This is a genomic window from Citrobacter cronae (assembly GCF_016893685.1).
Taxonomy (GTDB): Bacteria; Pseudomonadota; Gammaproteobacteria; order Enterobacterales; family Enterobacteriaceae; genus Citrobacter; species Citrobacter werkmanii.
The window spans coordinates 2,177,290-2,202,388 of record NZ_CP069763.1; the positions used below are offsets into that span (position 1 = coordinate 2,177,290).

Annotated in this window: 21 protein-coding genes and 1 pseudogene; 14 read left to right on the forward strand and 8 right to left on the reverse strand. The window is 53.5% G+C overall.

Annotated features, from left to right (window positions below; translation table 11 throughout):
* The first annotated feature begins 138 nt into the window (after positions 1-138).
* Genes fhuA through fhuB form a run of 4 tightly spaced genes read left to right on the forward strand, consistent with a single transcriptional unit; the run spans position 139 to position 6,102 of the window.
* Positions 139-2,388: a ferrichrome porin FhuA gene (fhuA, locus tag JSN25_RS09305; RefSeq protein WP_121528597.1), complete on the forward strand. Its 2,250-nt coding sequence runs from the start codon at positions 139-141 to the stop codon at positions 2,386-2,388.
* Positions 2,389-2,435: 47 nt separating this feature from the next.
* Positions 2,436-3,233, forward strand: coding sequence for a Fe3+-hydroxamate ABC transporter ATP-binding protein FhuC (fhuC, locus tag JSN25_RS09310; RefSeq protein ID WP_038637358.1), 798 nt, complete (start codon positions 2,436-2,438; stop codon positions 3,231-3,233).
* Complete coding sequence (gene fhuD / locus JSN25_RS09315) at positions 3,233-4,123, forward strand: Fe(3+)-hydroxamate ABC transporter substrate-binding protein FhuD (RefSeq protein WP_137346851.1); 891 nt, start codon at positions 3,233-3,235, stop codon at positions 4,121-4,123. Before fhuC ends, fhuD begins: the two co-directional genes overlap by 1 nt.
* Entirely contained in the window at positions 4,120-6,102 is a 1,983-nt protein-coding gene (gene fhuB, locus JSN25_RS09320; RefSeq protein WP_204525650.1) for a Fe(3+)-hydroxamate ABC transporter permease FhuB, read from the forward strand. Before fhuD ends, fhuB begins: the two co-directional genes overlap by 4 nt.
* A gap of 114 nt (positions 6,103-6,216) precedes the next feature.
* Here the strand turns inward: fhuB and hemL are convergent, their stop codons facing one another.
* Complete coding sequence (gene hemL, locus JSN25_RS09325; protein ID WP_204525651.1) at positions 6,217-7,497, reverse strand: glutamate-1-semialdehyde 2,1-aminomutase; 1,281 nt, start codon at positions 7,495-7,497, stop codon at positions 6,217-6,219.
* Between the two features lie 168 nt (positions 7,498-7,665).
* On the opposite strand from hemL, the gene clcA reads away from it, so the two are divergent.
* The 3 genes and pseudogenes from clcA to erpA all read left to right on the forward strand — a co-directional run bounded on the left by clcA (position 7,666) and on the right by erpA (position 9,513).
* Entirely contained in the window at positions 7,666-9,087 is a 1,422-nt protein-coding gene (gene clcA, locus JSN25_RS09330; RefSeq protein ID WP_038637374.1) for a H(+)/Cl(-) exchange transporter ClcA, read from the forward strand.
* A gap of 23 nt (positions 9,088-9,110) precedes the next feature.
* Positions 9,111-9,176: pseudogene (gene yadW / locus JSN25_RS09335) on the forward strand (small protein YadW).
* Positions 9,169-9,513, forward strand: coding sequence for an iron-sulfur cluster insertion protein ErpA (erpA, locus tag JSN25_RS09340; RefSeq protein WP_006686771.1), 345 nt, complete (start codon positions 9,169-9,171; stop codon positions 9,511-9,513). Before yadW ends, erpA begins: the two are co-directional and overlap by 8 nt.
* Positions 9,514-9,632: 119 nt before the next feature.
* Here erpA and JSN25_RS09345 read toward each other — a convergent pair whose 3' ends face one another.
* Genes JSN25_RS09345 through mtnN form a run of 3 tightly spaced genes read right to left on the reverse strand, consistent with a single transcriptional unit; the run spans position 9,633 to position 11,785 of the window.
* Positions 9,633-10,256 (reverse strand): TRIC cation channel family protein, encoded by a 624-nt coding sequence (locus JSN25_RS09345; protein ID WP_204525652.1) that lies wholly within the window; start codon positions 10,254-10,256, stop codon positions 9,633-9,635.
* Between the two features lie 37 nt (positions 10,257-10,293).
* Positions 10,294-11,094, reverse strand: a complete 801-nt coding sequence (gene btuF, locus JSN25_RS09350; protein ID WP_121528601.1) for a vitamin B12 ABC transporter substrate-binding protein BtuF — start codon at positions 11,092-11,094, stop codon at positions 10,294-10,296.
* A complete protein-coding gene (gene mtnN / locus JSN25_RS09355) occupies positions 11,087-11,785 on the reverse strand; it encodes a 5'-methylthioadenosine/S-adenosylhomocysteine nucleosidase (protein WP_038637386.1) in 699 nt (232 codons plus the stop codon). Before mtnN ends, btuF begins: the two co-directional genes overlap by 8 nt.
* An 83-nt stretch (positions 11,786-11,868) precedes the next feature.
* Here mtnN and dgt point away from each other — a divergent pair, with 83 nt between their 5' ends.
* The 3 genes from dgt to cdaR all read left to right on the forward strand — a co-directional run bounded on the left by dgt (position 11,869) and on the right by cdaR (position 16,255).
* Positions 11,869-13,386, forward strand: coding sequence for a dGTPase (gene dgt, locus JSN25_RS09360; protein ID WP_069324023.1), 1,518 nt, complete (start codon positions 11,869-11,871; stop codon positions 13,384-13,386).
* Between the two features lie 129 nt (positions 13,387-13,515).
* A complete protein-coding gene (gene degP / locus JSN25_RS09365) occupies positions 13,516-14,949 on the forward strand; it encodes a serine endoprotease DegP (protein WP_005132129.1) in 1,434 nt (477 codons plus the stop codon).
* A gap of 148 nt (positions 14,950-15,097) precedes the next feature.
* On the forward strand, positions 15,098-16,255 hold the full coding sequence (gene cdaR, locus JSN25_RS09370) for a DNA-binding transcriptional regulator CdaR (protein ID WP_038637395.1): 1,158 nt from the start codon (positions 15,098-15,100) through the stop codon (positions 16,253-16,255).
* A gap of 83 nt (positions 16,256-16,338) precedes the next feature.
* Here the strand turns inward: cdaR and JSN25_RS09375 are convergent, their stop codons facing one another.
* The 4 genes from JSN25_RS09375 to map form a co-directional block, all read right to left on the reverse strand.
* A complete protein-coding gene (locus JSN25_RS09375) occupies positions 16,339-16,725 on the reverse strand; it encodes a DUF3461 family protein (protein ID WP_003018562.1) in 387 nt (128 codons plus the stop codon).
* 109 nt (positions 16,726-16,834) lie between these two features.
* Positions 16,835-17,659 (reverse strand): 2,3,4,5-tetrahydropyridine-2,6-dicarboxylate N-succinyltransferase, encoded by an 825-nt coding sequence (gene dapD, locus JSN25_RS09380; protein WP_006686779.1) that lies wholly within the window; start codon positions 17,657-17,659, stop codon positions 16,835-16,837.
* 31 nt (positions 17,660-17,690) lie between these two features.
* Positions 17,691-20,363, reverse strand: a complete 2,673-nt coding sequence (glnD, locus tag JSN25_RS09385; RefSeq protein WP_085048277.1) for a bifunctional uridylyltransferase/uridylyl-removing protein GlnD — start codon at positions 20,361-20,363, stop codon at positions 17,691-17,693.
* Positions 20,364-20,476: 113 nt separating this feature from the next.
* Positions 20,477-21,271, reverse strand: coding sequence for a type I methionyl aminopeptidase (gene map / locus JSN25_RS09390; protein WP_038637400.1), 795 nt, complete (start codon positions 21,269-21,271; stop codon positions 20,477-20,479).
* Between the two features lie 451 nt (positions 21,272-21,722).
* Here map and rpsB point away from each other — a divergent pair, with 451 nt between their 5' ends.
* The 4 genes from rpsB (at position 21,723) to frr (ending at position 25,002) form a co-directional block, all read left to right on the forward strand.
* Entirely contained in the window at positions 21,723-22,448 is a 726-nt protein-coding gene (gene rpsB, locus JSN25_RS09395) for a 30S ribosomal protein S2 (RefSeq protein WP_003018553.1), read from the forward strand.
* Positions 22,449-22,582: 134 nt separating this feature from the next.
* Positions 22,583-23,434, forward strand: a complete 852-nt coding sequence (gene tsf, locus JSN25_RS09400; protein ID WP_003018551.1) for a translation elongation factor Ts — start codon at positions 22,583-22,585, stop codon at positions 23,432-23,434.
* Positions 23,435-23,579: 145 nt separating this feature from the next.
* On the forward strand, positions 23,580-24,305 hold the full coding sequence (pyrH, locus tag JSN25_RS09405; RefSeq protein WP_003018549.1) for a UMP kinase: 726 nt from the start codon (positions 23,580-23,582) through the stop codon (positions 24,303-24,305).
* A gap of 139 nt (positions 24,306-24,444) precedes the next feature.
* Positions 24,445-25,002, forward strand: a complete 558-nt coding sequence (gene frr, locus JSN25_RS09410) for a ribosome recycling factor (protein ID WP_006686783.1) — start codon at positions 24,445-24,447, stop codon at positions 25,000-25,002.
* Positions 25,003-25,099: the final 97 nt, after the last annotated feature.

Genomic DNA, 25,099 nt, shown 5'->3' on the forward strand with positions numbered 1-25,099 from the left:
ATCTGGTTATTTCTTAACCCCTTAGTTTTAGTAAGGGCGCGTATTGCTTGCGCTCGCAACAGCGTTTCGAATATCATACTCTCGTTATAAGAATAATTCTCGTTTACGTTATCATTCACTTTCATCAGAGAAATACCAATGGCGCGTCTTAAAACTGCTCAGCCAAATTCCTCGCTGCGTAAAATTGCAGTTGTGGTAGCCACAGCGGTTAGCGGCATGTCTGTCTATGCACAGGCGGCGGTTCAACCGAAAGAAGAAACCATCACCGTAACCGCAGCGCCTGCTCCGCAGGAAAGTGCATGGGGGCCAGCGGCAACCATCGCCGCACGACAGTCTGCTACGGCGACCAAAACCGATACTCCGATTCAAAAAGTTCCTCAGTCTATTTCAGTGGTCACCGCTGAAGAGATGGCGTTACATCAGCCGAAATCGGTTAAAGAGGCGCTCAGCTACACTCCTGGTGTCGCCGTGGGTACGCGTGGCGCATCCAATACCTATGACTATCTGATTATTCGCGGATTCGCGGCAGACGGCCAAAGTCAGAACAACTATCTGAATGGCCTGAAGATGCAGGGTAACTTCTACAACGATGCGGTAATCGATCCTTATATGCTGGAGCGCGCTGAAGTGATGCGCGGTCCGGTTTCCGTTCTTTACGGAAAGAGCAACCCTGGCGGGTTGTTGAACATGGTCAGCAAGCGCCCCACGACAGAGCCGCTGAAAGAAGTTCAGTTCAAAATGGGCACTGACAGCCTGTTCCAGACCGGGTTTGATTTCAGCGACGCGCTGGATGACGATGGCGTGTACTCATACCGCCTGACCGGCCTGGCGCGTTCCGCTAATGCGCAGCAGCAGGGCGCAGAAGAGCAACGCTACGCTATCGCGCCATCGTTCTCATGGCGTCCGGATGATAAGACAAACTTCACCTTCCTCTCCTACTTCCAGAACGAGCCTGAAACCGGTTATTACGGTTGGTTGCCGAAAGAGGGTACCGTATCTAAGCTGCCAAACGGTTCACGTCTGCCCACCGATTTCAACGAAGGCGCAAACAACAATACCTACTCTCGTAATGAGAAGATGGTGGGCTACAGCTTTGACCACGAATTTAACGACACCTTTACCGTGCGTCAGAATCTGCGTTATGCGCAAAACAAAGTTTCGCAAAACAGCGTGTATGGCTACGGCATGTGCTCAGATCCGCTCTATACAAAAGATCCGGCTAACAGTCCTTGTGCCAGCGTTCCTCAGTCAGATTGGGGTCATACATTGACTCGTCAGTACGTTGACGATAATGAGAAATTGCAGAACTTTGCTGTTGATACGCAGGTGCAGAGCAAATTTGCTACCGGTTCCCTGGATCACACATTGCTGACCGGCGTTGACTATATGCGTATGCGTAACGACATCAACTCCTGGTTTGGTTGGGCTGGTTCTGTAGCGCCGTCAGATATCTATAACCTTGACCGCAGCGACTTTGATTTTGGCGCGCATCCTGGACCAGGTGCTCCGTATCGTGTTCTGAATAAACAGGAACAAACTGGTCTGTACGCTCAGGATCAGATGCAGTGGGATAAGGTGCTGGTTACTCTGGGTGGTCGTTACGACTGGGCTAAACAGGATTCTCTGAACCGCGTATCTGGCGTGCAGGACTCCCGTGATGACAGACAGTTCACTTGGCGTGGCGGTGTTAACTATCTGTTTGACAATGGTGTAACTCCGTATTTCAGCTATAGCGAATCCTTTGAACCGGCTTCCCAGACCGGGGCTAGCGGCAATATCTTTGCGCCATCCAAAGGTAAGCAGTACGAAGCTGGCGTGAAATACGTGCCGGGCGATCGTCCGATCGTGTTGACCGGTGCGGTATACCAGCTCACCAAAACCAATAATTTGATGGCCGACCCGAATGGATCGCTTTTCTCGGTTGAAGGCGGTGAAATTCGTTCACGTGGTGTGGAAATTGAAGCAAAAGCGGCGCTGTCTGCTAGCGTTAACGTGGTGGGTTCTTATACCTACACCGATGCGGAATACACCACCGACACCAACTACAAAGGCAATACGCCTGCTCAGGTGCCAAAGCATATGGCATCCTTGTGGGGTGATTACACCATCTATGACGGCGCGCTCTCTGGCCTGACGCTGGGAACCGGCGCTCGTTTAACCGGTTCAAGCTACGGCGATCCGGCAAACTCCTTCAAAGTGGGAAGCTACACGGTGGTGGATGCGTTAGTGCGATACGATCTGGCGCGCGTCGGCATGGCGGGCTCCAACGTGGCGCTGCATGTGAACAACCTGCTTGATCGTGAATATGTCGCCAGTTGCTTCAACACCTATGGCTGCTTCTGGGGCGCAGAACGTCAGGTCGTTGCAACCGCAACCTTCCGTTTCTAATTTCTCTTTGGGCACGCTTTGCGTGCCCGTTTTACAAGTTGGCTGCTATGCAGGAAAACAGATCCCATCCCGATACCACTTTTGCGTTGCGTAATGTCTCCTTTCGTGTGCCTGGGCGCACGCTTTTGCATCCACTCTCGTTAACGTTTCCCGTAGGAAAAGTGACTGGTCTTATCGGCCACAACGGTTCCGGAAAATCGACGTTATTGAAAATGCTGGGACGTCATCAGCCGCCGTCAGAAGGCGAGATCCTGCTCGACGAACAGCCGCTGGAGAACTGGAGCAGTAAAGCGTTTGCCCGCAAGGTCGCCTATTTGCCGCAGCAGTTGCCGCAGGCAGAAGGGATGACCGTTCGCGAACTGGTAGCGATTGGCCGCTATCCGTGGCACGGCGCGCTGGGACGTTTTGGCGTGGCCGACAGAGAGAAAGTAGAAGAAGCCATTTCGTTGGTGGGCTTAAAACCCCTGGCGCATCGTCTGGTCGATAGCCTGTCCGGCGGCGAGCGTCAGCGTGCGTGGATCGCCATGCTGGTGGCGCAGGACAGCCGCTGCCTGCTGCTTGACGAACCGACCTCTGCGCTGGATATCGCTCATCAGGTTGACGTACTGGCGCTGGTGCATCGCTTAAGTCAGGAGCGCGGCTTGACGGTGGTTGCCGTACTGCACGATATCAATATGGCGGCCCGCTACTGCGATTATTTAGTTGCGCTGCGCGGCGGTGAAATGATTGCTCAGGGAACGCCTGCGGAACTGATGCGCAGCGAAACGCTGGAACAAATTTACGGTATCCCGATGGGCATTTTGCCGCATCCGGCCGGTGCCGCACCCGTGAGTTTTGTCTATTAATGATCGGATTACCACATATTACCCGTCGGCGGCTGCTGACGGCGATGGCGCTGTCGCCGCTGCTGTGGCGGATGAATACGGCTAACGCGGCGGCGATTGATCCGCAACGTATTGTGGCGCTGGAATGGCTGCCGGTAGAGCTGTTGCTGGCGCTGGGCATCGTGCCGTATGGCATTGCGGATATCCCTAACTACAAACTGTGGGTCAATGAACCTCCATTGCCGGACTCGGTGATTGACGTCGGGCTACGTACGGAACCCAATCTCGAACTACTGACCGAAATGAAACCCTCGTTTTTGGTATGGTCGGCTGGTTATGGCCCCGCCCCCGAAAAACTGGCGCGAATTGCGCCTGGTCGGGGATTTAACTTCAGCGATGGCAAAAAGCCGCTGGCGGTTGCGCGTCAGTCGCTGCAGGAAATGGCGCAATTGCTGAATTTGCCAGCTTCTGCTGAACGTCATCTGACTGAATACGATCGTTTTATCGCCAGCCTGAAACCGCGCTTTATCCAACGAGGCGCGCGCCCCGTGCTCCTGACGTCCCTGCTTGATTCGCGGCATATGCTGGTGTTTGGCCCGAACAGCCTGTTCCAGGAGGTGCTGGACGAATATGGGATCCCCAACGCCTGGCAGGGAGAAACCAACTTCTGGGGCAGCACTGCCGTGAGTATTGACCGGCTTGCAGCCTATAAAGATGTTGATGTGCTGTGCTTTGATCACGGCAACAACAGAGAAATGGATGCGCTGATGTCTACGCCGTTATGGCAGGCGATGCCGTTTGTCCGTAGCGGACGTTTTCAGCGCGTGCCTGCCGTCTGGTTTTATGGTGCAACGCTGTCCGCGATGCATTTTGCCCGCATCCTGGATAATGCACTGGGAGGCAAAGCGTGAGTAAACGAATTGCGCTGTTCCCAACGCTTCTTCTGGCGGTTCTGTTTGTCGCTGCCTGCTGGCTCACCTGGGTTAACTTCTCTGTGGCGCTACCGCGCAGCCAGTGGCAACAGGCCATCTGGTCACCGGATATCGATGCCATTGAGCAGATGGTTTTCCACTACAGCCTGCTGCCGAGGCTGGCGATTTCGCTATTAGTTGGCGCCGGGCTGGGGTTGGTCGGCGTGTTGTTCCAGCAGGTGCTGCGTAACCCACTGGCGGAGCCAACCACGTTAGGTGTCGCAACCGGGGCGCAGTTAGGTATTACGGTCACGACGCTGTGGGCGATTCCGGGGGCGCTGACCGCGCAATTTGCGGCGCTGGCAGGGGCCTGTATTGTTGGCGCGCTGGTGTTTGGCGTTGCCTGGGGCAAACGTCTCTCCCCCGTGACGCTAATCCTTGCCGGTCTGGTGGTCAGCCTGTACTGCGGGGCGATTAACCAGTTGCTGGTACTTTTCCATCACGATCAGCTGCAAAGCATGTTTTTGTGGAGCAGTGGCTCGCTGACGCAAACCGACTGGAGCGGCGTTCAGCGTTTGTGGCCGCAACTGCTGGGCGGCGTGATGTTGACGCTGCTGTTATTACGCCCAATGACGCTGATGGGACTGGATGACGGCGTGGCGCGCAACCTTGGGCTGGCGCTATCGCTGGCCCGTCTGGCGGCACTGACGCTGGCGATTGTCATCAGCGCCTTGCTGGTTAACGCTGTCGGAATTATCGGTTTTATCGGCCTGTTTGCCCCGCTGCTGGCAAAAATGCTCGGCGCCCGGCGCTTACTGGCGCGTCTGATGTTGGCCCCGCTGATCGGCGCGCTGATCCTCTGGCTCTCCGATCAAATCATTCTGTGGCTAACCCGCGTCTGGATGGAAGTCTCCACTGGTTCGGTGACGGCGCTGGTTGGCGCGCCGCTGCTGCTGTGGCTGCTGCCGCGCCTTAAGAGCATGAACGCGCCGGATATGAATGCCAGCAACCGCATCGCCGCTGAGCGTCAAAATGTCCTGAAGTTTGCGCTGGCGGGCGGCGCAATTTTACTGCTGACGGTCGTGGTGGCACTGTCGTTCGGACGTGATGCGCACGGCTGGACATGGGCCAGCGGATCGATGCTGGATGAACTGATGCCCTGGCGCTGGCCGCGTATTCTGGCGGCGCTGATTGCCGGGGTGATGCTGGCGGTGGCGGGTTGCATTATTCAGCGTCTGACCGGAAATCCAATGGCCAGCCCGGAAGTCCTCGGTATTAGTTCCGGCGCGGCATTTGGCGTGGTGTTAATGCTGTTTCTGGTGCCCGGCAATGCCTTTGGCTGGCTGCTTCCCGCCGGGAGCCTCGGAGCGGCGGTCACTCTGCTTATCATCATGGTTGCCGCCGGGCGCGGCGGTTTTTCGCCGCACCGCATGCTGCTGGCAGGGATGGCGCTCAGTACGGCGTTTACAATGCTACTAATGATGCTGCAGGCCAGCGGCGATCCGCGCATGGCGGGCGTGTTGACCTGGATCTCCGGTTCAACCTATAACGCGACTGGCGAGCAGGTATTGCATACCGGGATAGTGATGGTTTTCTTGCTGGCGTTGACGCCGCTGTGTCGTCGTTGGTTGACGATTTTACCGCTGGGAGGCGATACGGCGCGGGCGGTCGGTCTGGCGTTGACGCCGTCACGCGTGGGGTTACTGCTGTTGGCGGCGGGATTAACGGCGACAGCAACCATGACGATTGGGCCGTTGAGCTTTGTCGGGCTGATGGCGCCGCATATTGCTCGCATGATGGGTTTTCGCCGGGCGATGCCCCATATGCTGATTTCGGCGCTGGCGGGAGGCGTGCTGTTGGTCTTTGCCGATTGGTGCGGCAGAATGGTGCTGTTTCCGTATCAGATCCCGGCGGGATTACTGTCGACGTTTATCGGCGCGCCGTACTTTATCTATCTGCTGAGAAAGCAGAGCCGCTGAGGCTGATTCTTTTCATGTAGGCCGGATAAGACGCTTTGCGTCGCCATCCGGCAATAAAAAAGCCGGGTGGCGGCTTCGCCTTACCCGGCCTACTTTGTTTCTGTACGTTCTCTTTTACAGTTTCGCAAACACCCGACGCGCGGCATCGATGGTGTTATTGATATCTTCTTCGCTGTGCGCCACAGACATAAAGCCCGCTTCGAAGGCAGACGGTGCCAGGTAAATCCCTTCATCCAGCATCATGTGGAAGAACTGCTTAAAGCGTTCAACGTCGCATGCCATCACATCCTGATAGCAGGTCACGGTTTCTGCATCGGTGAAGAAAATCCCGAACATCCCGCCCACATGGTTAACCACCAGAGGAATGTTCGCTTCTTCGGCGGCTTCCAGCAGACCTTCCGCCAGATGCGTTGTCAGTTCATTCAGCGTTTCATGAATACCCGGTTGGGCCACTTCGTTCAGACAAGCAAAACCCGCCGCCATTGCAATCGGGTTACCGGACAGCGTACCCGCCTGGTAAACCGGACCGGTCGGCGCAAGGGCATCCATCACATCACGACGGCCACCGAATGCGCCAACGGGCATCCCGCCGCCGATGATTTTACCCAGGCAGGTCAGGTCCGGAACGACGCCGTAATAATCCTGCGCACCGGCCAGCGCCACGCGGAAACCGGTCATCACTTCATCGATGATCAACAGCGCGCCAAACTCATCGCACAGCGCACGCAGGCCTGGCAGGAATTCCGGCAGTGGCGGAATGCAGTTCATGTTGCCGGCGACCGGCTCAACGATGATACAGGCGATCTCCTGCGGGTACTGTTCAAACGCTGCACGTACTGAAGCGAGATTGTTGTAGGTGCAGGTCAGGGTGTGTTTCGCGAAATCAGCGGGTACGCCAGGGGAGTTCGGCTGGCCCAGCGTTAACGCGCCGGAACCGGCTTTGACCAGCAGGCAGTCAGCATGGCCGTGGTAGCAGCCTTCAAATTTGATGATCTTATCGCGACCGGTGAAACCGCGCGCCAGACGGATGGCGCTCATCGTCGCTTCCGTACCGGAGTTCACCATGCGCACCATGTCCATGGTCGGTACGAGTTCAGTGACCAGCTCCGCCATTTTTACTTCCATCTCGGTTGGCGCGCCGAAGCTTAAACCGCGCTCTGCCGCTTCAATCACCGCGTTACGGATTGCCGGATGGTTATGGCCCAGCACCATCGGTCCCCAGGAACCGACGTAGTCGACATAGGCTTTACCATCGACATCATACAGATACGCGCCGTCCGCTTTTTCGATAAACAGCGGAGTACCACCCACGCCAGTAAAGGCGCGAACGGGGGAGTTAACGCCGCCAGGGATAAGTTCGCGTGCTGCGCTGTAGAGATTTTCAGACTTACTCATGGATGGGGTCCTGGTTCGTAGAAAAAGTAAATGCCCGCTATTCTAGTTATTCAGAGAAGGTTATGAAAGTTTTACGCAATTGAAACAATGCGATTTGCAGGGGATTTTCGTGAAATGTGCGAGTAGAATGCCGATTCCGTATTTGTATTACCAATTAATGATCATCTGATGAAGACTGACACTCCCTCTTTTGAAGCACAACAAATTGTGCGTTTACGCCGCAGGGATCAAATCCGTCGACTCCTGGAACGAGACAAAACGCCGTTGGCGATCCTCTTGATGGCCGCGGTAGTGGGGACCGTGACGGGACTAGTGGGCGTGGCGTTTGAGAAAGCGGTGACCTGGGTGCAGAATCAGCGCATCGGCGCGCTGGCTCAGGTTGCGGACCATGCCATTTTGCTGTGGCCGCTGGCGTTTATCCTCTCCGCATTGCTGGCGATGGTCGGCTATTTTCTGGTGCGTAAATTTGCGCCGGAAGCGGGCGGTTCGGGGATCCCAGAGATTGAAGGCGCTTTGGAGGAATTGCGACCTGTGCGCTGGTGGCGCGTTCTGCCGGTGAAATTTATCGGCGGTATGGGTACGCTGGGCGCTGGGATGGTGCTCGGGCGAGAAGGGCCGACCGTGCAGATTGGCGGCAACATTGGGCGTATGGTGCTGGATATTTTTCGTATGCGCAGCGCCGAAGCGCGGCATACTCTGCTGGCTACCGGTGCCGCTGCGGGCCTGTCGGCGGCGTTCAATGCCCCTCTGGCGGGGATCCTGTTCATTATTGAAGAGATGCGTCCGCAGTTTCGCTATAACCTCGTGTCGATCAAAGCCGTGTTTACCGGCGTCATCATGTCGAGCATTGTGTTTCGCGTTTTCAATGGTGAAGCTCCGATTATTGAAGTTGGCAAGCTCTCCAATGCGCCGGTGAATACGCTGTGGCTGTATCTGGTGCTGGGGATTGTTTTTGGCTGCGTCGGACCGTTGTTTAATACCATGGTGTTGCGTACCCAGGATATGTTCCAGCGTTTCCACGGTGGCGAGATTAAAAAATGGGTGCTCATGGGCGGCGCGATTGGCGGCTTGTGCGGGATCCTCGGATTAATTAAACCTGAAGCAGCGGGTGGTGGGTTTAACCTGATCCCGATTGCTGCGGCGGGCAATTTTAGCGTCGGTCTGCTGCTGTTTATCTTTATTGCCCGGGTGATTACCACGCTGCTGTGCTTCTCGTCCGGCGCGCCTGGCGGGATTTTTGCCCCGATGCTGGCGTTGGGTACGCTGCTTGGTACCGCGTTCGGTATGGCCGCAGCGGCCTCTTTTCCGCAGTATCATCTGGAGGCCGGAACTTTTGCCATTGCCGGAATGGGGGCTTTGTTGGCGGCTTCGGTAAGGGCGCCGCTCACCGGTATTGTGCTGGTGCTGGAGATGACCGATAACTATCAGCTCATTTTGCCAATGATTATTACCTGTCTTGGCGCAACACTATTAGCCCAATTTATGGGCGGAAAGCCGCTATACTCGACTATCCTTGCCCGCACGCTGGCAAAACAGGAAGCGGAGCAGGCGGCAAAAAGTCAGGGGACTACCGCTGGCGAGAATACTTGAACGAAATACCAGGGTATTAGATAATGGCTTTAACCATTGGGTTATAATTTGCCCAATTGCCAATGTCGTTTGGAGCAAAATATGAGTGATGACGTAGCGCTGCCACTGCAATTTACTGAAGCAGCAGCCAATAAAGTAAAAAGCCTGATCGCTGATGAAGATAACCCGAATCTGAAATTACGCGTGTATATCACCGGCGGTGGTTGCAGCGGTTTCCAGTATGGTTTCACCTTTGATGATCAGGTGAACGATGGTGATATGACCATTGAGAAACAAGGTGTTGGTCTGGTGGTTGATCCGATGAGCCTGCAATATCTGGTGGGTGGTTCGGTTGACTATACCGAAGGTCTGGAAGGTTCCCGCTTCGTTGTGACTAACCCGAATGCTAAAAGCACCTGCGGGTGTGGTTCTTCTTTCAGCATCTGATTGCTGTCTGTAATACTGATGGTCTGATGTTGTAGGCCCGGTAAGCGCAGCGCCACCGGGCAATGTGCCGGATGGCGGCGTAAACGCCTTATCCGGCCTACATGTTCTGTACCGTCATATCAACGCCCGTTATCATCCAGCGCAAACGTCGGCAATTTCAAATGCCAGCGAATGGCGGCCAGCCGAATCAGCAGGGTGACAATCATCCCCATCATACTGGCGTTTTCCAGTGAAACATCAAAGGTATAAAACGCGGTCGCATGTACGATCCCGCCGATAATACAGGCTGTAGCGTAGATTTCGGTGCGCAAAATCATCGGCACTTCACGGGCTAATACGTCACGAATGATCCCACCGCCAACGCCGGTAATCACGCCCATACAAATCGCCACCAGAGGCCCTGTTCCGGCAATAAAAGCTTTGTTGACGCCAATGCCCACGAATACCGCCAGGCCAACGGCATCCAGCACCGGCAGGATCCACTTCGGCAACCGTCGGGGCTGACGCACCAGCAGGATCGTCAGCATGCTGGTGATCATCGCCACCACCAGAACGGTAGGATCCTTAACCCAAAAAACCGGTCCGTTATCCAGCGCCATATCGCGGATCGTCCCGCCACCGACGGCTGTTACCACGCCTAAGACCAGAACGCCGAAGGGATCCATACGCAGTTTTCCGGCAAGCAATACGCCAGAGATAGCAAATACCGCGGTACCGACAATATCCAGCCAATAGACGAGCATGTTTAAATCCTCACAACAAACCTGGTGGGGGCAGGCGCTAATTTACCTGTGAAAGCGCATTGCAGAGTTGTTTTGCGGCGAGGATAATACGCGGGCTCGCACGTTCGAACCAATCACTATTAAGGGTGATAACCGGGATTTTAAGCTGATTTCCCCAGTATTGCTCAATTTTCAGCGTTTCGCCCGAACCACCGGTGGCAACGATAGCCTGCGGCGCTCTTGCTAGGACCTGTTCACGGCTAACCTGCGGCCATGGAACCCGACTGCCGGCAAAAATGTTTTCTCCGCCGCATACCTCAAGAACCTCATGCTGAATGGAGCCTTTTCCACTGGTAAACAGAGGATTCGCCCCAAACTGCAGAAACACGCGTTTTTTCGGTTTGTTGGCATACTGAGATTTTAGTAAAGCGTATTCATCAAGCAATGTTTTTGCCGCCTGTTTGGCCTGCTCTGGCCTGGGGCTCCATGGCGCCAATTGGCGTAGCGCATCGGCGACCTGCTCAATGGTAACGGCATCCACCCACATGACCTTAATGCCCAGCGCGGTTAGCTGATTAACCTGCCGCTCAGCATTTCCTCCGCGCCAGGCGACGACCAAATCCGGTTTCAGCGCCACAATGCGTTCCAGATTCATGCCTTGCCAGGTTGAGACCTCTTCAATTTTTTGGGCCTCGGGCGGGTAATTGGAGTAGCTGCTGACGCCAACGGGCGTAATGCCTGCGGCAAAGGCGAGTTCAGTATTGGCAGGAGAAAGGGTAACAACACGCGGTGCGGCGTAAAGGAACGCCGGAAGAGTGAAAAGCAGGGCGACCAGCGCCCTGGAGAGTAATTTAGCCATGCGCCAGTTTCTGTACCAGCGTTTCAACCATCAGGCTTGACTGCTTCGCGGCGACCACCAGGAACTCGTCAAAGCTGAGATGGGACTGCTGATCGGCGACGTCAGAGATGGCGCGAACCACGACGAACGGCACGTTAAAATTGTGGCAAACATGCGCAATCGCGGTTGCTTCCATCTCAACGGCAATCGCCTGCGGGAAGTTATGCTTAATTTTAGCCAAGCCGACAGAGCCATTAATGAAGGCATCTCCGCTGACGATAAGCCCACGGACGGCATTCAGATTCAGTTCAGCAATGCAGGCTTCTGCTGCAGCAATCAGCGCAGGATCGGCTTTGAAACCCGCCGGGCAACCCGGTAGCTGACCAAATTCATAGCCAAATGCCGTGACGTCGGCATCGTGATAGCGAGCTTCATCAGAAACCACGATATCGCCGACTTTCAGCGTAGAGGCCAGGCCGCCCGCTGAACCGGTATTAATGATAGCGTCCGGCTTGCAGCGTTCAAGCAGCAACGTAGCGCCCAGTGCCGCAGCGACTTTACCGATGCCTGATTTCAGTAGCGCAACCTCAGTACCATTCAGTTGGCCGGTGTAAATTTCACAACCGCCGAGAGCGATGGTCTGACGGTTTTCGATTTTGTCACGCAGTAGCGTAACTTCTTCTTCCATTGCACCAATGATGCCGATTTTCATAGATTTACTCGCGATAAGCCAGATTTGAGGGCATAGTCTATCATGCGCTTACGGGGTAGCGCATTTCTCAGGCGGGAGAGGACATGGCACAGATCGATTTCCGAAAAAAAATAAACTGGCATCGTCGTTACCGTTCGCCGCAGGGCGTGAAGACTGAGCACGAGATCCTGCGTATTTTCGAAAGCGATCGTGGACGCATTATCAATTCTCCGGCAATTCGCCGACTGCAACAAAAGACCCAGGTCTTTCCGTTGGAACGTAATGCGGCGGTACGCACGCGTTTGACGCACTCAATGGAAGTTCAGCAGGTTGGTCGCTATATCGCGAAAGAGATCCTCAGCCGACTCAAAGAGCAAAAGTTGCTGGAGCAGTATGGTCTGGATGAACTGACGGGACCGTTTGAGAGTATTGTTGAAATGTCCTGCCTGATGCATGACATTGGCAATCCGCCGTTTGGTCACTTTGGTGAAGCGGCGATTAATGACTGGTTCCGCCAGCGACTGTACCCCGCAGATGCGGAAAGTCAGCCACTCAGCGATGACCGTTGCCTGGTGGCGGCATTACGTTTGCGCGAGGGCGAAGAGTCGCTGAATGATATTCGCCGTAAAGTGCGACAGGACCTGTGCCATTTTGAGGGTAATGCGCAAGGGATTCGTCTGGTACATACCCTGATGCGTATGAATCTTACCTGGGCGCAGGTTGGCGGTATTTTGAAATATACCCGCCCGGCGTGGTGGCGCGGCAATGCGCCCGCAACACACAACTATTTAATGAAGAAACCGGGTTATTATCTTTCCGAAGAATCGTATATTGAGAGATTACGTAAAGAATTATCATTAGCGCCTTACAGTCGCTTTCCATTAACCTGGATTATGGAAGCTGCTGATGATATCTCTTATTGCGTGGCCGATCTGGAAGATGCCGTTGAGAAAAGAATCTTTAGCGTCGAACAACTTTATCAGCATCTGTATGCGGCGTGGGGACACCACGAAAAAGGTTCCCTGTTCAGTCTGGTGGTAGAGAACGCCTGGGAGAAATCACGTTCAAATACATTAAGCCGGAGTACCGAAGATCAGTTCTTTATGTATTTACGCGTTAATACATTGAATAAACTGGTGCCGTACGCTGCCCAGCGATTTATCGATAACTTGCCGCAGATTTTCGAGGGATGTTTTAATCACGCGCTGTTAGAAGATGCCAGTAGCTTCAGCCAGTTGCTGGGCGTCTATAAAAATGTGGCGATAAAACATGTCTTTAGCCACCCAGACGTAGAGCAACTGGAGTTACAGGGCTATCGGGTGATAAGCGGGCTGCTGGAAATCTATCAACCGTTATTAAAAATGACTCAGTCAGATTTTACGGAACTGGTCGAAAATGAAAGAGTAAAACGTTTTCCTATCGAGTCCCGGTTATTTCAGAAGTTGTCTACTCGCCATCGCCTTGCTTATGTTGAGGCGGTCAGTAAAATATCGGCTAGTTGCGCTGAGTTTCCTGTTCTGGAATATTATTATCGCTGCCGTTTGATTCAGGATTATATCAGCGGGATGACAGATTTATATGCCTGGGATGAATATCGTCGGTTGATGGCAGTAGAACAATAAATAATCATTTGTAAAGATCGACAATAAAATTTTACTTTTTCCTTAAACTTAAATCTGGAACTTAGCGCTATAAAACGACTCTGACGTATACAGCAATTTTGCGTTACCTGTTAATCGAGAACGAAACACATGAAAAAAACCACATTAGCAATGAGTGCACTGGCTCTGAGTTTAGGTTTGGCGTTGTCCCCCTTGTCTGCAACAGCGGCTGAAACGGCGTCTTCAGCAACGACCGCCCAACAGATGCCAAGCCTGGCCCCGATGCTTGAAAAAGTGATGCCATCGGTGGTGAGTATTAACGTCGAGGGGAGCACGACGGTGAATACGCCGCGCATGCCGCGTAATTTCCAGCAGTTCTTCGGTGATAATTCCCCGTTCTGCCAGGACGGTTCTCCGTTCCAGAGTTCCCCGTTCTGCCAGGGCGGCGCACCGGGCGCTGACAACGGCGGCGGCCAGCAGCAAAAATTTATGGCGCTGGGCTCTGGCGTAATTATTGATGCTGCGAAAGGGTATGTTGTGACCAACAACCACGTGGTGGATAACGCCACGGTAATTAAGGTTCAACTAAGCGATGGTCGTAAATTTGACGCGAAGATCGTGGGTAAAGATCCGCGCTCCGATATCGCGTTGATCCAGATCCAGGATCCGAAAAACCTGACGGCAATTAAGCTGGCGGATTCCGACGCGCTGCGCGTGGGTGATTATACCGTGGCAATTGGCAACCCGTTTGGCCTCGGTGAGACCGTGACCTCCGGTATCGTTTCTGCGCTGGGTCGTAGCGGCCTGAATGCGGAAAACTACGAGAACTTTATCCAGACGGATGCTGCGATCAACCGGGGCAACTCCGGTGGCGCACTGGTCAACCTGAACGGTGAGCTGATCGGGATTAACACCGCGATCCTCGCGCCGGACGGCGGTAATATCGGGATCGGTTTTGCAATCCCAAGCAACATGGTGAAAAACCTGACCTCGCAGATGGTTGAGTTCGGCCAGGTTAAACGTGGCGAGCTGGGCATCATGGGTACCGAGCTGAGCTCTGAGCTGGCGAAAGCGATGAAAGTTGACGCCCAGCGTGGCGCATTCGTCAGCCAGGTCATGCCGAACTCTTCCGCAGCGAAAGCGGGTATTAAAGCCGGGGATGTGATTACCTCCCTGAACGGTAAACCTATCAGCAGCTTTGCCGCACTGCGTGCGCAGGTGGGAACTATGCCGGTAGGCAGCAAAATTAACCTTGGCCTGCTGCGCGACGGTAAGCCTGTTACTGTGAATCTGGAACTGCAGCAGAGCAGCCAGACCCAGGTTGATTCCAGCTCTATCTTCAAAGGCATTGAAGGTGCTGATATGAGCAACAAGGGCCAGGACAAAGGGGTCGTGGTAAGCGACGTGAAACCGAATTCTCCGGCTGCACAGATTGGCCTGAAGAAAGGGGATGTGATTATCGGTGCTAACCAGCAACCGGTGAAAAATATCGCCGAACTGCGCAAAATTCTCGACAGCAAACCCGCTGTACTGGCGCTGAACATTCAGCGTGGCGACAGCTCCATCTATCTGTTGATGCAGTAATCTCCCTCAACCCCTTCCTGCACAGGAAGGGGTTTCTTTTTGTGATACCTCCCACAACTCCATACTTCTCTCTTCCGCTTTGTGCATTTGCACAATGTTGTCGCTTGTTATCTTCCTTATGCTTGAGCTCTGCTCACAGGAGGGGTTTATGGCTGGCTGGCATCTTGATACCAAAATGGCGCAGGATATCGTGGCGCGTACCATGCGCATCATTGATACCAATATCAACGTAATGGATGCCCGTGGGCGGATAATCGGCAGCGGCGATCGCGAACGAATTGGTGAATTGCACGAAGGCGCGCTGCTGGTGCTTTCTCAGGGGCGGGTGGTCGATATTGACGATGCGGTTGCACGGCATTTACACGGTGTGCGACAGGGGATCAATCTGCCGCTGCGTCTTGACGGCGAAATCGTTGGCGTTATCGGTCTTACCGGCGAACCGGAACATCTGCGCAAATACGGCGAATTGGTATGTATGACCGCCGAAATGATGCTGGAACAGTCGCGTCTGATGCATCTTTTAGCCCAGGACAGCCGTCTGCGCGAAGAATTGGTGATGAACCTGATTCAGGCGGAAGAAAATACCCCAGCGCTAATGGAATGGGCGCAGCGTTTAGGCATCGATTTGAACCAGCCGCGCGTGGTAGCGGTAGTCGAAGTCGACAGCGGTCAGCTTGGTGTTGACAGCGCGATGGCTGAACTACAGCAATTACAGAATGCGTTGACCACGCCAGAGCGTAATAATCTGATTGCGATTGTTTCCCTGACTGAGATGGTGGTGCTGAAACCCGCGCTCAATCAGTTTGGCCGTTGGGATGCCGAAGATCATCGCAAGCGCGTTGAACAGCTCATTGCCCGGATGAAAGAGAACGGACAGCTGCGTTTTCGCGTCTCGCTCGGCAACTATTTTACCGGACCTGGCAGCATTGCCCGTTCGTATCGTACGGCGCGTACCACCATGATGGTCGGTAAGCAGCGGATGCCGGAAAGCCGAAGCTATTTCTATCAGGATCTGATGCTGCCGGTACTGCTGGACAGCCTGCGCGGAGGCTGGCAGGCCAATGAGCTGGCGCGTCCGTTGGTACGGTTAAAAGCAATGGATAACAACGGCTTGCTGCGTCGGACATTAGCGGCATGGTTTCGGCATAACGTTCAGCCGCTGGCGACCTCAAAAGCCTTGTTTATTCATCGCAATACGCTGGAGTATCGCCTGAATCGTATTTCAGAACTGACCGGGCTGGATTTGGGGAATTTTGACGACAGGCTGCTGCTGTATGTGGCATTGCAGTTAGATGAGCAGCATTGATTGCCTGATGGTGCGACGCTTATCAGGCAAAATGCCGGGTGGCGGCTTCGCCTTACCCGGCCTACGAATACATCCACTCGCGGTTATTTACGCGTCAGTTTTTCCAGATCGGCTTCAATTTCGCTGATCTTGTTGGTCACGACGCTTTCCAGATGACGTAAATCATCGAGGATCTTACGTTTAAGATCGACTTCGCTGCGATCGCGCTGGCAGATCTGATCCAGTTCATCGATCACATAGCGCAGGTTGGGGCTGATCTCCTGCACTTCTTTATAACCCTGGCCGACGCCATCGGCGACAACCGTTTTACGCTGGCGGGGATATTTGAACTTCACGCTCTTGGCAAAAAACTCGCCTTTATCCTTCTGGAAATAGATTTTCAGGATATCGTTGTTGGCTTCTTGCCGCAGGCTGTAACGATCGATCTCTTCAGGATTAGTAATGCCCAGACTTTTCAGATTGTCATACATAGCGGTACCCTTAAGCTCACTATAACCATTGAATAATTAACGAAAAGCCTTGTTTACGCCACTCGCTGATGTAAAAAAAGCGGGCTAAGCCCGCTTTTTCAAATTGCTGTTAGTCGATGGTGCGTAACAGTTCGTTGATTCCCACTTTGCCACGCGTTTTGGCATCAACCTTCTTCACTATCACCGCGCAGTACAGGCTGTATTTGCCATCTTTCGACGGCAGGTTGCCGGAGACGACAACGGAGCCCGCCGGAACGCGGCCATAATGTACTTCGCCAGTTTCGCGATCGTAAATACGGGTGCTCTGGCCGATGTATACGCCCATGGAGATAACGGATCCTTCTTCGACGATCACGCCTTCTACGACTTCAGAACGCGCGCCGATGAAGCAGTTGTCTTCAATGATGGTCGGGTTAGCCTGTAACGGCTCCAGTACGCCGCCAATGCCAACGCCGCCGGACAAGTGTACGTTTTTACCGATTTGCGCACAGGACCCGACTGTCGCCCAGGTATCAACCATCGTACCTTCATCAACATAAGCGCCGATGTTCACGTAAGACGGCATCAGCACGGTGTTACGGGCGATAAACGCGCCCTGACGTACTGCCGCAGGCGGCACCACGCGGAAACCTTCTTTCTGAAAACGCGCTTCGTCATAGTCGGCGAATTTCATCGGCACTTTATCGAAGTAACGGCTTTCCGCACCATCGATAACCTGATTATCGTTAATACGAAAAGAGAGCAGGACCGCTTTTTTCAGCCACTGATGCGTGACCCACTGACCCTCAATCTTTTCTGCGACGCGCAGAGCACCGGAATCCAGTAAAGAAATAACCTGATTCACCGCTTCGCGGGTTACGGTATCCACATTTGCCGGAGTAATGTCGGCACGGCGCTCGAAAGCGGATTCAATAACGTTCTGTAACTGCTGCATTGTTAAACTCTTTCCATAATAAATAAAAACATCACCCTTTATCGTTTGGATTGAGGGCCTCTGTCAACCGTTGATGCACTTCCTGCTGCAGCTCATTATTAAGGGCGCGCCGGTCGGCGGTGGCGATTATGAATAAATCTTCTACTCGCTCGCCAATTGTTGTAATTCGGGCGCCATGCAGCGAAATTCCCAGATCGGCAAAAATCTGCCCGACCCGCGCCAGCAGTCCTGGCTGGTCGAGAGCGATAAGCTCGAGGAATGATTTTCGATCGGTATGGGTCGGCAGAAAAGTCACTTCGGTATCGACGGTAAAATGGCGTAATTTTGCCGGCTGGCGACGCGGTTGCGGCGGTTGCCAGCTACGCTGAGTGATCGCCTGTTCCAGCCCAAAACGGATCGCTTCGTGTCGGTCTGACGACAGCGGGCTACCGTCCGGCTCCAGCACAATGAATGTATCCATCGCCATTCCATCGCGGGTGGTGAAAATCTGCGCATCGTGGACGCTCAGATTACGCCGGTCCAGCTCGGCGCAAACGGCGGCAAACAGATACGGGCGATCCGGACTCCAGATAAAGATTTCCGTTCCTCCACGCGTTGCCTGCGGGCTAAGCAGAATGAGCGGCTCTTTGAGGTCATGTTGTAAGAGATGACGCGCATGCCAGGCCAGTTGATTTGGACTGTGGCGCACGAAATAGTTTGCCCGACAGCGTGACCAGATATGGTGCAGCGCTTCTTCATCAATGTTATCCATCCGCAATAACGCCAGCGCCTGAAGCTGATGGTGACGCACGCGCTCGCGCATATCCGGCGTGTTTTGCATCCCACGACGTAGCTGTTTTTCCGTGGCAAAGTACAGCTCGCGCAGCAGGCTTTGCTTCCAGCTATTCCACAGCGTTTCGTTGGTGGCGCAAATATCCGCGACGGTCAGGCACACCAAAAAGCGCAGGCGGTGTTCCGTTTGCACTTCTTCGGCGAATTGCTTAATCACTTCGGGATCCTGAATATCGCGACGTTGAGCGGTTACTGACATCAGTAAATGCTGGCGCACCAGCCACACGATCAGCTGTGTTTCGCGGGAGTTCAGGCCGTGCAGTTCGGCGAATTTGAGTACGTCCTGAGCACCCAGAACCGAATGATCGCCACCGCGGCCTTTGGCGATATCATGGAACAAAGCGGCAATCAGAATCAGCTCCGGCTGCCGCAGGCGCGGCCACAGATCCACACACAGCGGATGGCGCTGGCGGGTCTCTTCGTTGGCAAAACTTTCCAGCTTGAGCATTACGCGGATGGTGTGTTCATCTACCGTATAGGCATGAAACAGGTCAAACTGCATTTGGCCGACAATATGCGACCATTGCGGCATATAGGCCCACAATACGCTGTGGCGATGCATCGGCAGCAGGCCGCGGCTCACCGCGCCCGGATGGCGTAACATGCTGAGAAACAGCGAGCGCGCTTCCGGGATGTAGCATAACGGCTGCGTTAAATGACGGCGGGCATGGCGCAGATGGCGCAGCGTGGTGGAGTAAATCCCGCTGATTGCGCTGTTACGCACCATGATGTAAAACATCCGCAATATCGCTTCGGGTTTACGGATAAACAGGTCATCGCTGCGCAGATCAATCAAGGAGCCGCGCAGTTGAAAGTCGTCATCAATCGGACGCGGCTTTTCGTCGGCGGGCATGGCGAGGATCGCCTCGTCGAACAGCTGCAACAGCATGTGGTTCAGTTCGCTGACCCGTCGCGTAACGCGGAAATAGTCTTTCATCATCCGCTCGATTGGCTCGTTGCCCTCACCGCCGTAGTTTAGCCGTTGGGCTACGCTGAGCTGACGATCAAACAGCAGGCGGTTATCGTAACGACTCACGATCAGGTGCAGAGCAAAGCGTATGCGCCACAGGATATGCAAGCATTCATTCAGCTCGGCACGCTCCGCCAGCGTCAAAAAACCAAAACCAACCATTTCATCCAGCGACGTGGCGCCAAAATGGCGGCGGGCGACCCATTGTAGAGTGTGGATGTCGCGCAGGCCGCCGGGGCTGCTTTTGATATCGGGTTCCAGATTGTAGCTGGTGCCGTGATAACGCTGGTGGCGTTGATTTTGCTCTTCCACTTTGGCGGCGTAAAACTTATCGGACGGCCAGAAACCTTCGCTAAAAATATGCTTTTGTAGCTCAAGAAACAGCGCCACGTCGCCAATCAGCAGGCGTGTTTCTATCAGATTGGTGGCGACGGTTAAATCTGATAAACCTTCCAGCAGACACTCTTCCAGCGTACGCACGCTGTGGCCCACTTCCAGCCTCACGTCCCACAACAGCGTTAACAGCTCACCGACTTTTTCGGCCTGCGCGTCAGGGAGCTTTTTACGGCTGAGGATCAACAGGTCGATATCGGAAAGCGGGTGCAGTTCGCCGCGCCCGTAACCCCCAACGGCAACCAGCGCCAGGTCGGCAATTTGGCCAAAACCGGCTTCAATCCACAGGCGCTGTAGCAACTGGTCAATAAATTCGGTACGGGCCTCAATGAGCTGTTCAGCGGAAATTCCGCTGTCAAACGCTTCGCCTAACCAGCGCTGGAACGTGTCGATATGCGCTTTAATGCCGGCGCAGTTGAGATCGTGCTGTGGCCAGGTTCCGGGGTTTTGCGGTTGGCCAGGCAGGGTGGGGAGGGCTGTATTTGCGTGCTGTTCAGGAAGAGTATTCATTATGCGCCACCCATTAAAAAGCCGGATGATGGCGTGAACGCCTTATCCGGCCTACGAAGTAGTACAATTTGTAGGCCTGATAAGATGCGGAGGCATCGCCATCAGGCAAAACATTATTCGTCGTGAGTGATGATCGCCGGGATGGTGTCATCCTTGCGTAACGTCAGGATCTCACAGCCGTTTTCCGTCACCACAATAGTATGCTCGTACTGAGCAGACAAGCTGCGGTCTTTGGTTTTCACCGTCCAGCCGTCTTTCATAGTGCGGATGCGGTAATCACCGGCATTCAGCATCGGTTCTACGGTGAAAGTCATGCCAGGCTGCAGTACCACGCCGCCGTCGTCCGCATCGTAGTGCAGAACCTGAGGCTCCTCGTGGAAGCCGCGACCGATACCGTGACCGCAGTATTCACGTACTACAGAGAAGCCTTCGCCTTCCGCGTATTTCTGAATCGCAGCGCCCAACGTGCGCAGGCGGATGCCCGGTTTAACCATCCGCAGCGCCAGATACAGGCTTTCCTGCGTTACACGGCACAGACGTTCGCCCAGAATGGTGGGTTTGCCGACGATAAACATTTTGGAGGTATCGCCGTGGAATTCGTCTTTAATCACGGTCACGTCGATGTTCACGATATCACCATCTTTCAGGTGCTTAGCGTCGTCCGGGATCCCGTGGCACACCACTTCGTTAATCGAGATACAAACGGATTTAGGGTAACCGTGGTAGCCCAGGCACGCGGAAATGGCCTGCTGCTCATTAACGATATAGTCATTACAGATGCGATCCAGTTCGCCGGTGCTGACGCCCGGTTTGATAAACGGTTCGATCATCTCCAGTACTTCCGCCGCCAGACGGCCAGCGACGCGCATTTTTTCGATTTCTTCAGGGGTCTTGATTGAGATAGCCATGAATTCTGTCCATCAGTGCCGATTATTTTCGGCAATAATTGTGTAAGTGCTGACAATGGTATCAGTCAGGGGTGTACCCTGCCAAATTGAGAATCATTCTGAACTTCGCCTTTCGTGCCACAGGTGCGTTGGCTACATTTTTTCACCCCAGTCACTTACTGGTCGTAAGCTCCCGGGGATTCAAAAATTTGCCGCCTGCCTGTAACACGAAATTCATCGTTCAATTCAGCACTGAGTGCCAACAATTATTGGTGTCGGTGGCGTATTTGTGGTATAAAGCGCGCCGGACTTCCGATCCATTCGAAGACTACACACGATGGACGGGAGCGACAAATCTCACTTTGTGTAACAACACACACGTATCGGCACATATTCCGGGGTGCCCTTTGGGGTCGGTAATATGGGATGCGTGGAGGCTTAACCCCAACTTTTATATATAGAGGTTTTTATCATGGCAACTGTTTCCATGCGCGACATGCTCAAGGCTGGTGTTCACTTTGGTCACCAGACCCGTTACTGGAACCCGAAAATGAAGCCGTTCATCTTCGGTGCGCGTAACAAAGTTCACATCATTAACCTTGAGAAAACTGTACCGATGTTCAACGAAGCTCTGGCTGAACTGAACAAGATCTCTGCTCGTAAAGGTAAAATCCTTTTCGTTGGTACTAAACGCGCTGCAAGCGAAGCGGTGAAAGAAGCTGCTAACAGCTGCGACCAGTTCTTCGTGAACCATCGCTGGCTGGGCGGTATGCTGACTAACTGGAAAACCGTTCGTCAGTCCATCAAACGTCTGAAAGATCTGGAAACTCAGTCTCAGGACGGTACTTTCGAAAAGCTGACCAAGAAAGAAGCGCTGATGCGTACTCGTGAGCTTGAGAAACTGGAAAACAGCCTGGGCGGTATCAAAGACATGGGCGGTCTGCCGGACGCTCTGTTCGTAATCGATGCTGACCACGAGCACATTGCTATCAAAGAAGCAAACAACCTGGGTATCCCGGTATTTGCTATCGTTGATACCAACTCTGATCCGGACGGTGTTGACTTCGTTATCCCGGGTAACGACGACGCAATCCGTGCTGTGACCCTGTACCTGGGCGCTGTGGCTACTACCGTTCGTGAAGGCCGTTCTCAGGATCTGGCTTCCCAGGCGGAAGAAAGCTTCGTAGAAGCTGAATAATAAGGCACGCTCGTTCGAGCCCCCTTATAAACCAGGTAGTATCACGTTTGGTTAGGGGCCCTTTAGGCCCCTTTTTCACTTTTAAATCTGTGCGGTTTCATGCCGGGCAGATCAAATCTTCCGAGGATTTTAGAATGGCTGAAATTACCGCATCCCTGGTAAAAGAGCTGCGTGAGCGTACTGGCGCAGGCATGATGGATTGCAAAAAAGCACTGACTGAAGCTAATGGCGACATCGAGCTGGCAATCGAAAACATGCGTAAGTCCGGCGCAATCAAAGCGGCGAAAAAAGCAGGCAACGTTGCTGCTGACGGCGTAATCAAAACCAAAATCGACGGCAACATCGCTTTCATTCTGGAAGTTAACTGCCAGACTGACTTCGTTGCTAAAGATGCTGGTTTCCAGGCATTTGCTGACAAAGTACTGGACGCTGCCGTTGCTGGCAAAATCACTGACGTTGAAGTTCTGAAAGCACAGTTCGAAGAAGAACGTGTTGCGCTGGTTGCTAAAATCGGTGAGAACATCAATATTCGTCGCGTGGCTTCCCTGGAAGGCGAAGTTCTGGGTAACTACCAGCACGGTGCGCGTATCGGTGTTCTGGTCGCTGCTACTGGCGCTGACGAAGAACTGGTTAAACAGCTGGCAATGCACGTTGCTGCAAGCAAACCAGAATTCGTTAAGCCGGAAGACGTTTCTGCTGAAGTGGTAGAGAAAGAATACCAGGTTCAGCTGGACATCGCCATGCAGTCTGGCAAGCCGAAAGAAATCGCAGAGAAAATGGTTGAAGGCCGTATGAAGAAATTCACCGGCGAAGTTTCTCTGACTGGCCAGCCTTTCGTTATGGAACCGAGCAAATCTGTTGGTCAGCTGCTGAAAGAGCACAACGCTGACGTAACTGGTTTCATCCGCTTCGAAGTGGGTGAAGGCATCGAAAAAGTTGAGACTGACTTTGCAGCAGAAGTTGCTGCGATGTCCAAGCAGTCTTAATTTTTAAAGGAGCCGCCTGAGGGCGGCTTCTTTTTGTGTCTGGCTTGTAAATTCAGCGAACCGCTATAGTGGTCATGCTGAAAAGCGACATACAATGTCGCCGGAATTAACTCATCTCATTCGTTGACAGTCTCAGGAAAGAAACATGGCTACCAATGCAAAACCCGTCTACAAACGTATTCTGCTTAAGTTAAGTGGCGAAGCTCTGCAAGGTTCAGAAGGCTTCGGTATTGATGCAAGCATACTTGACCGTATGGCTCAGGAAATCAAAGAGCTGGTTGAGCTGGGTATTCAGGTTGGCGTAGTGATTGGTGGCGGTAACCTGTTCCGTGGTGCTGGTCTGGCGAAAGCAGGGATGAACCGCGTTGTGGGCGACCACATGGGCATGTTAGCCACCGTAATGAACGGTCTGGCGATGCGCGATGCGCTTCACCGCGCCTATGTGAACGCTCGCTTGATGTCCGCCATTCCTCTGAACGGCGTGTGTGATAACTACAGCTGGGCGGAAGCTATCAGCCTGCTGCGTAACAACCGCGTTGTTATTTTGTCTGCGGGTACCGGCAATCCGTTCTTCACTACTGATTCAGCAGCCTGTCTGCGCGGTATTGAAATTGAAGCGGATGTGGTACTGAAAGCTACCAAAGTGGACGGCGTATTTACTGCCGACCCGGCTAAAGATCCTACGGCGACCATGTACGAACAGTTGACCTACACTGAAGTACTGGATAAAGAGCTGAAAGTGATGGATCTGGCGGCGTTCACGCTGGCTCGTGACCACAAATTACCGATTCGTGTCTTTAACATGAACAAACCGGGGGCGCTGCGCCGTGTTGTTATGGGTGAAAAAGAAGGCACGTTAATCACGGAATAATTCCCGTTGCGGCTAAATGCAGGTAATATTCCGCTTTAATGTCGCGGGATACGTCCCTCAAAATTAATCAAGACTATACTTGTCACAGCTTGCGTGGTGGGTGTGGTCTGACTGAAACGAGCTTTCAAGGATTCGTAACGTGATCAACGATATCAGAAAAGATGCTGAAGTACGCATGGACAAATGCGTCGAAGCGTTCAAAAATCAAATCAGCAAAATTCGTACGGGCCGTGCTTCTCCTAGCCTGCTGGATGGTATTGTCGTGGAATATTACGGCACGCCGACTCCGCTGCGCCAGCTGGCAAGCGTAACGGTTGAAGATTCCCGTACCCTGAAAATCAACGTGTTTGACCGTTCCATGGGACCAGCCGTTGAAAAAGCAATTATGGCTTCCGACCTTGGTCTGAATCCAAGTTCAGCGGGTTCCGACATCCGCGTTCCGCTGCCGCCGCTGACCGAAGAGCGTCGTAAAGATCTGACCAAGATCGTGCGTGGCGAAGCTGAAGGCGCGCGTGTTGCCGTACGTAACGTACGCCGCGATGCAAACGACAAAGTGAAAGCGCTGTTGAAAGATAAAGAGATCAGCGAAGACGACGATCGCCGCTCTCAGGACGAAGTACAGAAACTGACTGACGCAGCGATCAAGAAAGTTGATGCGGCGCTGGCAGAGAAAGAAACGGAACTGATGCAGTTCTGATTCATCTGTACGCTAAAAACGCCGCTTAGAAGGCCTGCAAAGGCTGGATGGCGGCGTTTTGCTTTTTTCTGTCTATACCCTATTTTTCTGGATGTCT